The sequence below is a fragment of the Streptomyces sp. P1-3 genome (genome assembly GCF_050613155.1).
In the GTDB taxonomy this organism is placed as follows: Bacteria; Actinomycetota; Actinomycetes; order Streptomycetales; family Streptomycetaceae; genus Streptomyces.
The window spans coordinates 2,258,517-2,274,755 of record NZ_CP192512.1; the positions used below are offsets into that span (position 1 = coordinate 2,258,517).

Below are 16,239 nucleotides of genomic sequence, written 5' to 3' on the forward strand. Positions count from 1 at the left end.
CCCACCCAGCCCGTCAGAGGCCGCCGGTCAGCGCAGCAGCACGCCGGCGGCCTCGTCGCCGCCCGCGGCCGTCCGCGGCGGTACGGCGACCAGCCCCAGCTCGGCGCCGTCGGCCAGCAGCGGGTGCGCGGGCAGCACCCGCACCGTGTAGCCGAACGGACCGGTGCGGTCCAGGGCCAGCGGCCCCTCGTACACCACCCGGTCCTCCAGGTCGGGGCCGCCGGCCGGCTTGAGCGGCGTGCGGACCGGGTCGATGATCCGGTCGTCCGCGCCGACCCGCCCCGCGACCACCTGCACCTCCACATCGCCGGGCGTGAGCCCGCCGAGTGCGACCCGGACCCGCAGCGGCAGCGCGGTCCCCAGCTCCGCCGCGCCGTCGCCCGCGAGAGCCGCGCCGTCGCCCGCCGGAGCCGAACGGCCCGCCTCCACATGGTCGACGGCGACCCGCGGCCACGCCTCGCGCACCCGCGCCTTCCAGGCCGCCAGCGCTCCGGCGGCCGCCGCGTCCAGCGCGCGGTGGGCGCGGGCGGCCGGGGTGTAGAGCCGATCCACGTACTCCCGGACCATCCGCCCGGCCAGCACCTTCGGGCCGAGACCGGCCAGCGTGCGGCGGACCATCTCGATCCAGCGGCCGGGCAGCCCGGCCTCGTCCCGGTCGTAGAAGCGTGGCGCGACCCGCTCGGCCAGCAGTTCGTACAGCGCCGCGGCCTCCAGATCGTCGCGCCGCGCCTCGTCGGTGTCCGCTCCGTCCGCGGTGGGGATCGCCCAGCCGAAGTCCGGCTCGTGCCACTCGTCCCACCAGCCGTCCAGCACGGAGAGGTTGAGGCAGCCGTTGAGCGCGGCCTTCATCCCTGAGGTGCCGCACGCCTCCAGCGGGCGCAGCGGGTTGTTCAGCCAGACGTCGCAGCCGGGGTAGAGCGTGCGGGCCATGGCCATGCCGTAGTCGGGCAGGAAGACCACGCGGTGCCGCACGTGCCGCTCGTCGGCGAACCGCACCAGCTCCTGGACCAGGCGCTTGCCGCCGTCGTCGGCGGGGTGCGCCTTGCCGGCCACGACGATCTGCACCGGCCGCTCGGGGTGCAGCAGCAGCTCCGTCAGCCGGTCGCGGTCGCGCAGCATGAGGGTCAGCCGCTTGTAGGCGGGGACGCGGCGGGCGAAGCCCACGGTCAGCACGTCCGGGTCCAGTACGCCGTCGATCCAGCCGAGTTCGGCGGCGCCCGCGCCGCGCTGCCGCCACGACGCGTACAGCCGGGCCCGTACCTCGGTGACCAGTCGGGCGCGCAGGGACCGGCGCAGCTCCCAGATCTCGCGGTCGGGGATGTCGGCGACGAAGTCCCAGCTCCCGGCGCCGCCGACGGACAGCGCCTGCTCGGTGCGGCGCGCGCCGATCCGGCCGGCGCCGAGCCGGTGGACCTCCGGGGCCACCCAGGTGGGGGCGTGCACCCCGTTGGTGACGGAGGTGACGGGCACCTCCTCCGCGTCGAAGCCCGGCCACAGGTCCGCGAACAGCTCGCGGCTGACCTGCCCGTGGAGGACGGACACGCCGTTGGCGCGCTGTGCCAGCCGCAGCCCCATCAGAGCCATGTTGAACAGGTCGGGCCGGGCGTCGGGCCCGGTCTCCGCGCCCAGGTCCAGGATCCGGTCGACGGGGATCCGGGGCAGCTCGCCGTCGGGCCCGAAGTGGCGGGCGACGAGCCGCCGGTCGAAGCGGTCGATCCCGGCCGGGACCGGGGTGTGGGTGGTGAAGACCGTACCGGCGCGGACCGCTTCGAGCGCCGCGCCGGCGTCTCCGCCCGCCGCGACCAGTTCGTGGACGCGCTCCAGGCCGAGGAACCCGGCGTGGCCCTCGTTGGTGTGGAACACCTCAGGGGCGGGGTGGCCGGTCAGCCGGCAGTACGCGCGCACCGCGCGGACTCCGCCGATGCCGAGCAGCATCTCCTGGAGCAGCCGGTGCTCGCTGCCGCCGCCGTACAGCCGGTCGGTGACGCCGCGTTCGCCGGGCGCGTTGTCCTCCACGCCCGAGTCGAGCAGCAGCAGCGGCACCCGGCCGACCGCCACCTGCCAGATCCGTGCGCGCAGCAGGCGCCCGCCGGGCAGCGCGAGGACGACCTGGGCGGGCGCGCCGTCCGGCTCGCGCAGCAGGGTCAGCGGCAGCTCGTGCGGGTCGAGTACGGGATAGTGCTCCTGCTGCCAGCCCTCGCGGGACAGGCTCTGCCGGAAGTAGCCGTACCGGTACAGCAGCCCGACGCCGATCAGGGGGACGCCCAGGTCGCTGGCGGCCTTGAGGTGGTCCCCGGCGAGGATGCCGAGCCCGCCGGAGTACTGGGGGAGGGCGGCGGTGATGCCGAACTCCGGCGAGAAGTAGGCGATGGCGGCGGGGGGCGGGGTGCCGGTGCCGCCTGCGGCGGCGTCGGGGCCGGGGGCGGAGCCGGCGCCCGGCTCGGAGCCGATACCGGAGTCGGGGCCGGGCTCGTCGGCCCGGCTCTGGTACCAGCGGGGCCCGTTCAGGTAATCGGACAGATCGTCGGCGGCGGCCGTCAGCCGCCGCAGAAAGCCGTGGTCGGCGGCGAGCGCGGCCAGCCGGGCGGCGGACACGGCGCCCAGCAGCCGCACCGGGTCGCCGTCGGCGGCGCGCCAGCCCTCGGGGTCGACGGCTTCGAACAGGTCACGCGTCTCGGGGTGCCAGGACCAGCGCAGATTGCGGGCGAGGTCGCAGAGCGGTCGTAGGGGTTCCGGAAGGACGGGGCGTACGGTGAATCGACGGATGGCCTTCACCCTTCGACGGTATCCGGGGCGCCGCCCCAGACCCCGGCGCGCCGCGTCGTCACACGCCGCACGGCACCGCGGGAAGGCGCACGCCGGGGCGGCCGACCGCAGCGTGGCCCTGGCAGGGACAGGCACGGCCCCACCCCCGTGCCGCAGACTTGCGCGCATGGACACACCCACCGAACTGGGAGCCTTCCTGCGGTCGCGCCGGGCGCGGCTGCGGCCGGAGGACGTCGGCCTCGTCGCGTACGGAACCCGCCGCCGCGTCCCCGGGCTGCGCCGCGAGGAGCTGGCGCAGTTGGCCGGGGTGAGCGTCGCGTATTACACCCGGCTGGAGCAGGGGCAGAGCCGGAACGCCTCGGACGGTGTGCTCGACGCCATTGCGGGGGCGCTGCGGCTGACCCCGGACGAGCACGCGCACTTGCGGAACCTGGCCCGTCCGGCGTGTGCGCGCCGGCAGCCGGACCCGCGCCCGGAGTCCGCCCGCCGCAGCACTCGGCACCTGCTGGCCGCCATGGACGCCGTGCCCGCGCTCGTTCTCGACCAGCGCTTCGACGTGCTGGCGTGGAACCGGCTGGGGCACGCGCTGTTCGCCGGGCATCTGGCGGCCGACAGCCCGGACCACCCCGCCACCCGGCCCAACACCCAGCGGTTGCTGTTCCTGGATCCGCACACCCGCGAGTTGTATCCCGACTGGGACGGCGAGGCCCGGCGCGCGGTGTCGGCGCTGCGGCTGGCCGCCGGCGAGTTGCCGCAGGACCGGCGGCTGGCGGAGCTGATCGGCGAACTGACCATCAACAGCGACGCGTTCGCCGCGCTGTGGTCGCGGCATCCGGTGCGCAAGTGCGCGTTCGGGGTGAAGTCCTTCCACCATCCGCTGGTCGGCGCGATGGAGTTGTCGTTCGAGATGACGCGGCTTCCGGAGTCCGCCGGGCACGGGCTGCTGATGTTCAGCGCGGAGCCGGGCTCGCCGTCGGAGGGCGCGCTGCGGCTGCTGTCGACGGCGTCGGCGGGACCGGCCCCGCGAACGGCCGCGGAACCCGCCCCCGAGACCCACCCCGCACCGGCCCCGGCAGCGGCCGCTCCCGTCCGCACACCACGAGCCCCCCAGAAGCGCACCGCATCCTGATTGTCTCCCCGTACCCGGTGGGAAGGCTTCTCTCCTGACGCCCCCCATGGCCCATGCCATCCGCCCACCAGAGTGAACGCGGACAGGAGCAGTCATGCGCGCGACCCTGCGCACCACAGTGGAGCAGTTACAAAGGACGAACGCCTCCAACGAACATCAACCCGCGACGCCGCAATCAGGTGATCCCATGATCGGACGTATCCCCGTCCTGGACATCCGCCCGCTCATCGACTGCGGCCGCCGCCCCGCCAAGGCGGTGGTCGGCGAGACCTTCGAGGTCAGCGCCACCGTTTTCCGGGAAGGCCATGATGCGGTCCGGGCCAATGTGGTCCTCCGCGACCCGGCCGGGCGCTCGGGCCCATGGACCCCGATGCGCGAACTGGAGCCCGGCACCGACCGCTGGGGCGCCGAGGTCACGCCCGGCGCGGAGGGCCACTGGACCTACACCATCGAGGCGTGGAGCGATCCGGTGGCCACCTGGCGGCACCAGGCCGGGATCAAGATCCCGGCGGGGATCGACACCGGTCTGGTACTGGAAGAGGGCGCCCTGCTGCACGAGCGGGCCGCCTCCGGCGTGCCCAAGAACGACGGCCGGGAGGCGGTGCTGCGCGCCGTCGACGGACTGCGCGACGAGCGGCGGGCGGTGGCGGACCGGCTGGCGTCGGCGCTCGCGCCCGACGTGGTCGCCGCGCTCGACCGGCATCCGCTGCGCGAACTGGTCAGCGCCTCCCGCGCGATGCCGCTGCGGGTGGAGCGCGAGCGCGCGCTGTACGGGTCGTGGTACGAGTTCTTCCCGCGCTCGGAGGGCGCGGTGGTCAAGGACGGCAGGCCGCCGGTGAGCGGCACCTTCCGCACCGCGGCCGAACGGCTCCCGGCCATCGCCGCCATGGGCTTCGACGTGGTGTACCTGCCGCCGATCCACCCCATCGGGACCACCTGCCGCAAGGGTCCCAACAACGCCCTGACCGCCGGCCGGTACGACGTGGGCGTGCCGTGGGCGATCGGCTCCGCCGAGGGCGGGCACGACGCGATCCACCCGGACCTGGGCGGCTTCGAGGACTTCGACCGCTTCGTGGCCCGGGCCCGCGCCCTGCGGATGGAGGTGGCGCTGGACTTCGCGTTGCAGTGCTCGCCGGACCACCCGTGGGTCTCCAAGCACCCGGAGTGGTTCCACCACCGGGCCGACGGGACGATCGCGTACGCCGAGAACCCGCCCAAGAAGTACCAGGACATCTATCCCGTAGCGTTCGACGCCGACTTCCGCGGCATCGTGCGGGAGACGGAGCGGGTGCTGCGCTTCTGGATGGACCGGGGGGTGCGGATCTTCCGGGTCGACAACCCGCACACCAAGCCGGTGGTGTTCTGGGAGAAGGTGATCGGGGACATCAACCGCACCGACCCGGACGTGGTCTTCCTGGCCGAGGCGTTCACCCGGCCGGCGATGATGCACACCCTGGCCGCGATCGGGTTCCAGCAGTCGTACACCTACTTCACCTGGCGTAACGGGAAGCGGGAACTGACCGACTATCTGCGGGAGCTCACCGGGGACGCGGCCTCGTACATGCGGCCCAACCTCTTCGTGAACACCCCCGACATCCTGCACGCCCATCTCCAGGAGGGCGGCCGTCCCGCGTTCGAGGCGCGCGCCGTGCTCGCGGCCACCCTCTCCCCCTCCTGGGGTGTCTACGCCGGGTACGAGCTGTGCGAGAACACCCCGCTGCGGCCGGGCTCCGAGGAGTACCTGGACTCGGAGAAGTACCAGCTCAAGCCGCGCGACTGGGCGGCGGCCGAGCGCGAGGGCAGGACGATCGCACCGCTGATCACCGCGCTCAACCGGGCCCGGCGCCGCCACCCGGCGCTGCGGCAGTTGCGGAACCTGCACTTCCACCACGCCGACAACGACTCCGTCATCGTCTACTCCAAGCGCACCGCCGGGCCGCGCGAGGACTGTGTGCTGACCGTGGTCAACCTCGACCCCCACCACACCCAGGAGGCCACGGTCTCGTTGGACATGCCGGAACTCGGCCTCGACTGGCACGAGTCCTTCGCCGTGCGCGACGAGCTCACCGGCGAGACCTATCACTGGGGCAGGGACAACTACGTGCGCCTCGACCCGAGCCGGGAGCCGGCTCCGGCGCACGTGCTGTCCCTGCGACCGTCTCCACAGATCGGAGGGTCACCCACACCATGACCGTCAATGAGCCCGTCCCGGACACTTTCGAGGACACCCCCGCCAAGGACCGGGATCCCGAATGGTTCAAACGTGCCGTCTTCTACGAGGTGCTGGTGCGCTCGTTCCAGGACAGCAACGGCGACGGCATCGGCGATCTCAAAGGACTCACGGCCAAGCTCGACTATCTGCAATGGCTGGGCGTCGACTGCCTGTGGCTGCCTCCGTTCTTCGCCTCGCCGCTGCGCGACGGCGGCTACGACGTGTCGGACTACACCGCGGTCCTGCCGGACTTCGGGGACCTCGCCGACTTCGTGGAGTTCGTGGACGCCGCGCACCAGCGCGGCATGCGGGTGATCATCGACTTCGTCATGAACCACACCAGCGACCAGCACCCGTGGTTCCAGGAGTCCCGGAGCGATCCGGACGGCCCGTACGGCGACTACTACGTCTGGGCGGACGACGACAAGCAGTACGCGGACGCCCGCATCATCTTCGTGGACACCGAGGCGTCGAACTGGACCTTCGACCCGGTGCGCAAGCAGTACTTCTGGCACCGCTTCTTCTCGCACCAGCCCGACCTGAACTTCGAGAACCCCGCCGTGCAGGAGGAGGTCCTGGCGGCCCTGCGGTTCTGGCTGGACCTGGGCATCGACGGCTTCCGGCTGGACGCGGTCCCGTATCTGTACGCGGAGGAGGGCACCGACTGCGAGAACCTGCCGCGCACCCACGAGATGCTCCGGCGGGTGCGGGCGGAGATCGACGCCCACTACCCGGACACCGTGCTGCTGGCCGAGGCCAACCAGTGGCCCGAGGACGTGGTCGACTACTTCGGCGAGTTCGAGTCCGGCGGCGACGAGTGCCACATGGCCTTCCACTTCCCGGTCATGCCGCGCATCTTCATGGCGGTGCGGCGCGAGTCCCGCTATCCGGTCTCCGAGATCCTCGCCAAGACCCCGGCCATCCCGTCCGGCTGCCAGTGGGGCATCTTCCTGCGCAACCACGACGAGCTGACGCTGGAGATGGTCACCGACGAGGAACGCGACTACATGTACGCGGAGTACGCCAAGGATCCGCGGATGCGCGCCAACATCGGGATCCGGCGGCGGCTGGCCCCGCTGCTGGACAACGACCGCAACCAGATCGAGCTGTTCACGGCCCTGCTGCTGTCCCTGCCCGGCTCGCCGATCCTCTACTACGGGGACGAGATCGGCATGGGGGACAACATCTGGCTGGGCGACCGCGACGCGGTGCGCACCCCGATGCAGTGGACACCGGACCGGAACGCGGGCTTCTCGTCCTGCGACCCGGGGCGGCTGTATCTGCCGACCATCATGGACCCGGTCTACGGCTACCAGGTGACCAACGTCGAGGCGGCCATGAGCAGCCCGTCGTCCCTGCTGCACTGGACCCGGCGGATGATCGAGATCCGCAAGCAGAACCGGGCCTTCGGCCTGGGCAGCTTCACCGAGCTGCCGTCCAGCAACCCGGCGGTGCTCGCGTTCCTGCGCGAGGCCCCCTCAACGAGGGACGGAGGGGACGACCTCGTGCTGTGCGTGAACAACTTCTCCCGCTTCGCACAGCCGACCGAGCTGGATCTCCAGCGGTACAACGGCCGCTATCCGGTGGAGCTGATCGGCGGCGTCCGCTTCCCGGCCATCGGCGAGCTGCCGTATCTGCTGACGCTGGCGGGCCACGGCTTCTACTGGTTCCGGCTGCGCCAGGCCGAGGCCACCCCGAGCCAGTTGTCCGCCTGAGTGGGTCGGCGCGTCCGCCCGGGCGGGGCGGCGCGCCCGCCTGAGCGACGGCGCGCCAGCCCCACCAGCCCCATCGCCCGTACGCGTCCATCCCGGATGCGTACGGGCGTTTTCCGCACCCGAGCATGGGCAGCCTCCCTACTACCGCTCGGGCCGGGAAGGTCGCGTTCCCCGTACGTCTCGTCACGACGTATGCCACTGCCACGTCATATGCCTCCTGGATGCGCCGTAACGATTCGCCGTACGGACGATCACCGCCCGGCACTCCTCCAGACTCCGTCTGGGGGTACCCCCACCGCGCCGTCGCACAGCTAATGCCACAATCCGGGACACTTTGGGCTATCTGTGGGTGCCCCGGGGAAAGGACGCGACGTCATGCCGGAAGCTCCCTTCGTCCGGGGCACAGAGCACCCTCAGTCACCCGCCGGACGGGCCGTCAGCAGCATGGCCGCCCGCGGACCGGCCGGGCTGCTGCCCTCACTCGCCCCCCTGCTGACCGAGTGGCTGCCCCGGCAGCGCTGGTTCGCGGGGAAGGGCCGCCCGGTCACGGGATTCACCCTCGTCTCCGCGACCGAACTGCTGCCGTGCTCCGCGGGCGGCGCCGCCCCCGGACTGCTCCATCTGCTCATCCGCGCCAAACAGCCCGGCTCCCCCGCGGGCGAGCCCACGGCCGACTGCTACCAGATCCTGCTGGGCGTACGGACCACACCGCTGCCGCCCCCGCTCGCCCCGGCGCTCATCGGCCGCCCGGCCGGCGGCCCGCTGGACGGCCACACCGTCTACGAGGCACTGTACGACGCCCGGCTCGCCGCGCTGCTGCTGGAGCGGCTGCGGGTGCCGGGCCGGCTCGGGCCGCTGCTCTTCGTACGCGAACCCTCGACCGCGATCCCCTCGGTGCTCACCCCGCGGCTGGTGACCGCCGAGCAGTCCAACTCCTCCGTGGTGTTCGGGGATACGTACATCCTCAAGCTGTTCCGGCGGGTCAGCCCCGGCGTCAACCCGGACCTGGAACTGCCCCTGGCACTGGCCAGGACCGGCTGCGCCCGGGTGCCGTCCCCCGCCGCGTGGTTCGAGACCGCCCCGGCCCCGGACGGCTCGTCCCCCTTCACCCTCGGCGTGCTCCAGCCGTATCTGGTCGGTTCCACCGACGGCTGGCAGCTGGCCCAGCGGGCGCTGGCCGTGGGCGCCGACTTCAGCTCCGCCGCGCACGCCCTTGGCCGGGCCACGGCCGAGGTGCACCTGGCGATGGCGGACGCGCTGCCGGCCACGGTGCTGCGCCGCCCGCAGATCGAGCACCTCGCGGCGGCCATGTCCGAGCGCCTGGACGCCGCCGCCTCCGCCGTCCCCGCCCTGCACCCCTACCGCGCGCGGCTGCGCACCGCCTTCGAGGACCTCGCCGCACTCGGACGGGCCGGCCGCACCTGGGCGGCCCAGCGCATCCACGGCGATCTGCACCTCGGGCAGGTGCTGCGCACGGCCGAGGGCGAGCCCTGGTCGCTGATCGACTTCGAGGGCGAACCGTCCCGGCCGCTCGCCGAACGCCGCAGGCCGCAGCCCGCGGTCCGGGACATCGCGGGGATGCTGCGGTCGTTCGACTACGCGGCGGCGGTGGCCGGCCGCACCGCCGCCGAGAACGGCGCGGGCGCCGCGGGGGCGTGCGTCGGGACGACCTGGGCGGGGCCGGGGGACGGAGCGGCGGCGACCGGCACGGCGTCCCGGGCGGGCGCGCGAACGGAGACCCGATCGGAGCCGAGGCCAGGGGGCGGCGGCGCCGGAACCGCCATCGCGTTCGGGTGCGGCGGACCCGGTTGCAATTGCGGTCACCCCTCCGGTGTCGAACGGGCCGACGACTGGGCCCGGCGCACCCGTGCCGCGTACTGCGCGGGGTACGCGGCGGTCTCCGGCACCGACCCGCGCGAGGAACCGGAGCTGTTGCGCGCGTACGAGACCGACAAGGCGGTGTACGAGGTGCTCTACGAAGCGCGGCACCGCCCGGACTGGCTGTCCATCCCCATGTCGGCGGTCCGCCGCCTGTCGGGCGCCACCCGCCCGGCGGGCGACCGATGACGGGGCGCGCGCGGGGGGTTCGGCGGGCGCGGGGGGTTCGGCCCGTACGTGGGCGTCTTTCGGCCGGTGGCCAGGGCGCCGGCGCCGAGTGCGTGGGTCGGGGCCGCCGCCGGGTACCTCCTCGGTCGGCGAACCTACTGGCACACCGCGGGGTACGGGCGAGATGTTCGCCGCGCTGCGGGGGCACCCGCCACGTCCCCTCACGCCGTCTCGCGACTGCGGGCCAGCCGGACCTGGCCCGCCACCCGTGTCGCATGGGCCAGTCGCCGCTGCCGTGCCCGAGGCGCCACCGGCGGTCAGCCGGAACCCCCTGCGCCCGCAGTGCCACCGACGGTCAGTCGCCGGACCGGCGGAAGGGGGTGCGGCGGGTGCCCCCGCAGCGCGGCGGACGACCGCCAGAAGCCCGCTTGCGACCAGTAGGTTCGCCGACCGAGCGGGGGCACCTCCCAGCGGCCGCGCTGGGGGAACCCGGTGGCGCCCCCGACCCGGCCACCGGGCCGCCGCGCAGGGGCAACCACGGCACCGCGCACACGGCGGCGGGCCCGTTCGCGTCACCGACTGGTCCGTACGCCGGGCCGGGCAGCCCCCGTGACGTTCTCGGCCCGGCACGGGGGCGGCCGACCCGCGCACCGGTCTCGGCCGCGCCCACCCGGCACGTGCCCCGGCCCGGGCCGGCCAACCCGCGCGCCGGACGCCCGGCGCACGGCCCCCGTGACGTTCTCGGCCCGGCACAGGCCGCGCCCGGCCGCCTCGCACGCCGGGCAGCCCCCGCACACCGGCCGCCCCGGACGCCGGGCAGCCCCCGTACACCAGGCGCGCCCCGCGCCACCCGTGCACCCGCGCGCGGCTCGTGCCCCGTTCCCGCCCGGCCCCGGCCCTCCGTACGTCTTGACCGCGCGGTCCCGCTCGCGCGGACCCGGCGCCCCCTCATCGACCTTCCGCTGACGAAGGCCGCCGCCTCAGGGCGGGGCCGCAAGGAGGACCATCCGTGACCGTACGACCGCCGTCCCCCGACCCGTCCGAAGAGGTGACCGGTCACGAGCCCGCCACCGCCGCGCCCGGTCCGCTCCGGCCGCCGCAGCTCCCGGCCACCTTCCTGCGTGGCGGTTCCGGGGCGGCCGGGCCGCGCGCGGACGCGCCGTCGGGCACGGGCGGCCGGTCCTCGTACACCGCGCCGCCCACGCCCCGTGCCCCCCGCACCCCGCGGTCCGGAACCGCCACCATCGCCGAGGACGGCGGCGCCCGGCAGCGGCCCCTGACCGGCCGTCCGCCCGCGGCCGGGGCGGGGGCCGGGGCCGCCGGAGCCGGGGCCGCCGCCGAAGCCAGAGCCGACCGCGGGGTGCGCGCCGCGCCGCCTCTCAGCCCCGTCGACCGGCGGCGGTTGCTGGCGGGCGAGCACCACGACCCGCACGGCCACCTCGGCGCCCACCCGGTCCCCGGCGGCGTGGCCTTCCGCGCCCTGCGGCCGTTCGCGCGCTCTGTGGCCGTGATCGCCAAGGGCCTGAGGGCCCAACTGCACGCGGAGGGCGACGGCTTCTTCGCCGGGACGCTGCCGCTGACCGACGTCCCCGACTACCGGCTGCTGGTCGGTTACGACCGCGACGAGCTGGAGCTGCACGACCCGTACCGCTTCCTGCCCGCCCTCGGCGAACTCGATCTGCACCTGATCAGCGAGGGCAGGCACGAGCAGCTGTGGCAGGCGCTGGGCACGCAGCCGATGACGCACCAAGGGGTGACCGGCACCCGCTTCACCGTCTGGGCGCCCAACGCCCGCGGCGTCCGGGTCATCGGCGACTTCAACTACTGGGACGGCACCGCCTTCCCGATGCGCTCACTGGGGCACAGCGGGGTCTGGGAGCTCTTCCTGCCCGGCGTCGGCGAGGGGGCGCTGTACAAGTACGAGATCACCCGCCCGGACGGCAGCCGCACCCAGCGCGCGGATCCGCTGGCGCGCCGTACCGAGTGCCCCCCGGCCAACGGCTCCGTCGTCCACGCCTCGCACCACCGCTGGCAGGACGCGGCATGGCTGGAGCGCCGGACGGAGCACCGGATCCACGAGTCGCCCCTGTCCGTGTACGAGGTGCATCTGCCCTCTTGGCGACCCGGCCTGACTTACCGCCAGCTGGCCGAGCAGCTCCCCGCGTACGTCAAGGACCTGGGTTTCACGCACGTGGAGTTCATGCCGGTGGCCGAGCATCCCTTCGGCGGCTCCTGGGGCTACCAGGTCACCGGCTTCTACGCGCCCACCGCCCGGCTCGGCACCCCCGACGACCTGAAGTTCCTGATCGACGCGCTGCACCGGGCGGGCATCGGCGTGATCGTCGACTGGGTACCCGCCCACTTCCCCCGGGACGACTGGGCGCTGGCCGCGTTCGACGGGACCTCCCTGTACGAGCACGCCGACCCGCAGCGCGCCGCGCATCCCGACTGGGGGACCCTGGAGTTCGACTACGGCCGCACCGAGGTGCGCAACTTCCTGGTCGCGAACGCGGTCTACTGGTGCGAGGAGTTCCATATCGACGGGCTCCGGGTGGACGCCGTGGCCTCGATGCTCTATCTGGACTACTCCCGCGAGGAGGGCCAGTGGACGCCCAACGCCCGTGGCGGCCGTGAGGACCTGGACGCGGTCGCCTTCCTCCAGGAGATGAACGCGACCGTCTACCGGCGCTGCCCCGGCGTGGTCACCATCGCCGAGGAGTCCACCGCCTGGGACGGGGTGACGCGCCCGACCCACCTGGTGGGCGCGGGCGGCTTCGGCGGACTCGGCTTCGGGCTTAAGTGGAACATGGGCTGGATGCACGACTCGCTGGGCTACGTCGCGCACGAGCCGGTGCACCGCAAGTACCACCACAACGAGATGACCTTCTCGATGGTCTACGCGTACAGCGAGAACTACGTCCTGCCGATCTCGCACGACGAGGTGGTGCACGGCAAGCAGGCGCTGGTGTCGAAGATGCCGGGCGACTGGTGGCAGCGCCGCGCCGACCACCGCGCGTACCTGGGCTTCATGTGGGCGCACCCCGGCAAGCAACTCCTCTTCATGGGCCAGGAGTTCGCCCAGGGCGCGGAGTGGTCGCACGAGCACGGCCCGGAGTGGTGGCTGCTCGACGACTCCTACGCCTCGGCGGGCGACCACCGGGGCGTACGGGACCTGGTCCGCGACCTGAACCGCCTCTACACCGCCACCCCCTCGCTCTGGCAGCGGGACACGATGCCGGAGGGCTTCGCCTGGGTGGCGGGCGACGCCTGGGAGGACAACGTCTTCGCCTTCCTCCGCTTCGACGCCCAGGGCGCCCCCCTGCTCTCGGTGAGCAACTTCTCGCCGGTGGTGCGCCATGAGTACCGGCTGGGGGTGCCGGACCGGATCGCCGCCTGGCGCGAGGTGCTGAACACGGACGCGGCGGCGTACGGAGGCGGCGGGGTGGCCAACGAGGAGCCCCTGAAGTCGGAACCGGTCGCCTGGCACGGCCGCCGCACCAGCATCGCCCCGGTGTTGCCGCCCCTGGCGACGATCTGGCTGCGGCCCGCCTGAGCCGGCCGGCCCTCCCCCGGCCCGCGCCGGGGGAGGGCCGGCCCTATACCTTTCGACGCATGACCCCTCGTCGTCGCCCCGCCATGCGCAGCGAACCCTTCGCCCTCCTGCTCGCCGCCGCGCTGGGCCTGTCCTCGTGCTCGTCGTCGGGCGACGGGGTGCGGGCGTCGGCTCCCGATCCGGACGCGGAGACCGGCCGGATATGCGAGGCGCTGCTCGACGCGGTCCCCGATTCCGTGGCCGGTGGCGAGCGGCGGGAGACCGAACCCTCGTCGCCGTACACCACGGCGTGGGGAGATCCCGCGATCGTGCTCCGCTGCGGTGTCGAACCACCGGAGGAGATGAAGAACCCGAGGGCGGCGGGGGGACGGTTCCGTGGCGTGGACTGGATGTTGGAGAACCCGGAAGGGGGCCGCCACCGCTGCACCACCACGTACCGCAAGGCGTACGTGGAGGTGAGCATTCCCGAGGAGTACGGCGACGTCCAGGCTCTGGTGGAGCTGGCCGACGCCGTGCGCAAGACGGTGCCCAAGAGCGTGTGAGCTCGGTCGGTCACAGGCCGTCAGCCCGACCCATTGACGTCTCCGGACGCCGCAACCACGATGTGAGAGCGCTCTCAGACATCCGCGCGCATCCCCCACACCTCCCTGGAGGCGTTCTCCCATGAGCACGAACGCGAGCACCCAGGCACCATCCGCGACATCCGTACCTTCCGCACCACCGCGCACACCTCGCCGTCGGCGCGGGGCGCTGCTCTCCGCCCTGTCCGCGGCGGCCCTCGCGACCGCCGGGCTGGCCACGCTGCTCGGCGCCGCACCCGCCACCGCCGAGGTGCCGCCCGCCCCCGGCTGGCACCTCCAGTGGAGCGACGACTTCAACGGCCCCGCCCGGTCCCTGCCGTCGTCCGACAACTGGCAGATCGACACCGGGCACAACTACCCGGGCGGGCCCGCCAACTGGGGCACCGGCGAGATACAGAACTACACCGACTCCCCCGACAACGTGAGCCTGGACGGGGCGGGCAATCTGCGCATCACCCCGCTGCGCGACGGGGCGGGCAACTGGACCTCGGCGCGCATCGAGACCAGGCGGGCGGACTTCAAGGCCCCCGACGGCGGCGTCCTGCGCATCGAGGGCCGGATCCGGATGCCGGACGTCACCGGGGACGCCGCGCTCGGCTACTGGCCGGCCTTCTGGGCGCTCGGCTCGCCGTATCGCGGCAACTACCAGAACTGGCCGGGCATCGGCGAGTTCGATGTCATGGAGAACGCCAACGGCGCCAACACCGTATGGGGCACCCTGCACTGCGGCGTGAACCCCGGTGGGCCCTGCAACGAGACCAACGGCATCGGCGCCAGCCGCACCTGCCCGGGGGCGTCCTGCCAGACCGCGTTCCACACGTTCCGCTTCGAGTGGGACCGCGGCACCGCGCCGAACGAGCTGCGCTGGTACGTGGACGACCAGCTGTTCCACCGCGTCACCCAGAACCAGGTCGACGCCGGGACCTGGAACGACATGACCGGCCACGCGGGCTACTTCATCCTCCTCAACGTGGCCGTCGGCGGCGCCTTCCCCGACGCGATCGCGGGGACCAGGACGCCCGGCGCCGCCACGGTCCCGGGCCACCCGATGCTCGTCGACTACGTCGCGGCGTGGACCCGCCCGGCCGCCGGACGGTCCTAGCCCGACGGTCCTGGCCCGGCGGCCCTACGAGGCCACGGCCGTGCACTCGAAGAGGTGGTGTCCGCCGGCGAGCCGCTCCGCGGACAGCAGCGTGAAGCCCGCCGTCTGCACCAGCTTGTGCATCTCCGGCTCGGTGAACACCTCGGCGCCCTTCCCGCACATCACCATCTGGAAGAGCGTGTGCGCGCCGTCCAGGTCGCCCTCCTGGATCGGCTCCACGATGAGCAGCCGAGGCGCCGCGCCGTTCCCGGCCCCGTTCCCCGCGGCCGTACGGAGCATCGCCTCGCGCACCACCGCCAGGATGCGCAGCCGCCGCTCTGCGTCCCAGTCGTGCAGGACGTTCTTCAGCAGATAGCGGTCGCCGCCCGCGGGCACCTCCGCGAAGATGTCCGCGGGCCGGAAGGTCAACCGCTCTGCGGCGGGCTGTGGGTCGGCCTCCGCCCGCAGCCTCGCCCGGGCCCGCTCGCACACGCTGGGCCGGTCCACGCACACGCCCTCCAGCCGCGGGTGGGCGGCGAGCACCCCGGCCAGCACCGTGCCGTCCCCGCCGCCGATGTCGATCACCCGGCGTACGGTGCCGAAGTCGGCGCGCCGGGCCAGTTCGGCGACCACGGGCCGGGCGAGTTCGGCCATCGCGGCGTCGAAGACCCGCTCGGCCTCCGGGTCGCCCTCCAGATGCGCGTACAGAGGCTTGCCGAAGACCCGCTCGAAGCCGGACTCCCCGGTCGTCACGGTGCCCAGCAGCCCGGCGAAGGCGTCGTCGTAGGTCTCGGCCATCAGGACGCAGAAGTGCCGCAGCGACCGGGGATGGCCGCCGCGCAGTTGCGCGAAGGCGGCGGTGAGCCCGTAGTCGCCGCACGCGTCGCGGTCGAACACCCCGCAGAGCGTCAGCGTCTCCATCAGGCGCCGCGTCACGTCCGGGTCCGCGCCGGCGCGCGCGGCGATCTCGCGGTACGGCAGGCGCCCGCCGTCGAGGATGTCGGCGATGCCGAGTCTGGCGGCGACGGCCAGGGCGCGCGCGAAGCCGCCGCCGGCGGCGAGCTGCATGACCCGCGTCTCGTCCGGCGCCGCCTCGTCGGACGGCCGCGGTTCTTCCGTGTCGTGCCGCTGATCGATGTCCATGCGCCATCGATAG

General features: G+C 73.6%; 8 protein-coding genes and 1 pseudogene. 7 read left to right on the forward strand and 2 right to left on the reverse strand.

Annotation, left to right across the window (positions count from 1 at the left end; genetic code table 11):
- Positions 1-27 precede the first annotated feature (27 nt).
- Positions 28-2,775, reverse strand: a complete 2,748-nt coding sequence (gene glgP, locus ACQUSR_RS09300; protein ID WP_431042080.1) for an alpha-glucan family phosphorylase — start codon at positions 2,773-2,775, stop codon at positions 28-30.
- Between the two features lie 157 nt (positions 2,776-2,932).
- Between glgP and ACQUSR_RS09305 the strand changes: the two genes are divergently transcribed.
- The 7 genes and pseudogenes from ACQUSR_RS09305 to ACQUSR_RS09335 all read left to right on the forward strand — a co-directional run.
- Positions 2,933-3,895 (forward strand): helix-turn-helix domain-containing protein, encoded by a 963-nt coding sequence (locus ACQUSR_RS09305; RefSeq protein ID WP_431042081.1) that lies wholly within the window; start codon positions 2,933-2,935, stop codon positions 3,893-3,895.
- Positions 3,896-4,082: 187 nt separating this feature from the next.
- Entirely contained in the window at positions 4,083-6,086 is a 2,004-nt protein-coding gene (locus ACQUSR_RS09310; protein WP_431042082.1) for a maltotransferase domain-containing protein, read from the forward strand.
- Positions 6,083-7,822 carry a maltose alpha-D-glucosyltransferase gene (gene treS, locus ACQUSR_RS09315; protein ID WP_431042083.1) on the forward strand — a complete coding sequence of 580 codons (1,740 nt, stop codon included), beginning with the start codon at positions 6,083-6,085 and terminating at the stop codon, positions 7,820-7,822. The genes ACQUSR_RS09310 and treS overlap by 4 nt, the downstream gene beginning before the upstream one ends.
- Before the next feature lie 375 nt (positions 7,823-8,197).
- On the forward strand, positions 8,198-9,889 hold the full coding sequence (locus tag ACQUSR_RS09320) for a maltokinase N-terminal cap-like domain-containing protein (protein ID WP_431042084.1): 1,692 nt from the start codon (positions 8,198-8,200) through the stop codon (positions 9,887-9,889).
- 988 nt (positions 9,890-10,877) lie between these two features.
- The gene (gene glgB / locus ACQUSR_RS09325; RefSeq protein ID WP_431042085.1) at positions 10,878-13,421 is read left to right on the forward strand and encodes a 1,4-alpha-glucan branching enzyme; all 2,544 of its coding nucleotides are present in this window, start codon (positions 10,878-10,880) and stop codon (positions 13,419-13,421) included.
- Positions 13,422-13,480: 59 nt separating this feature from the next.
- Positions 13,481-13,963 carry a DUF3515 domain-containing protein gene (locus ACQUSR_RS09330; RefSeq protein ID WP_431042086.1) on the forward strand — a complete coding sequence of 161 codons (483 nt, stop codon included), beginning with the start codon at positions 13,481-13,483 and terminating at the stop codon, positions 13,961-13,963.
- A gap of 121 nt (positions 13,964-14,084) precedes the next feature.
- Positions 14,085-15,095 (forward strand): annotated as a pseudogene (locus tag ACQUSR_RS09335) (glycoside hydrolase family 16 protein); the annotation flags it as partial.
- A gap of 33 nt (positions 15,096-15,128) precedes the next feature.
- On the opposite strand, the gene ACQUSR_RS09340 reads toward ACQUSR_RS09335, so the two are convergent.
- Positions 15,129-16,226, reverse strand: a complete 1,098-nt coding sequence (locus tag ACQUSR_RS09340; protein WP_431042087.1) for a methyltransferase — start codon at positions 16,224-16,226, stop codon at positions 15,129-15,131.
- Positions 16,227-16,239: the final 13 nt, after the last annotated feature.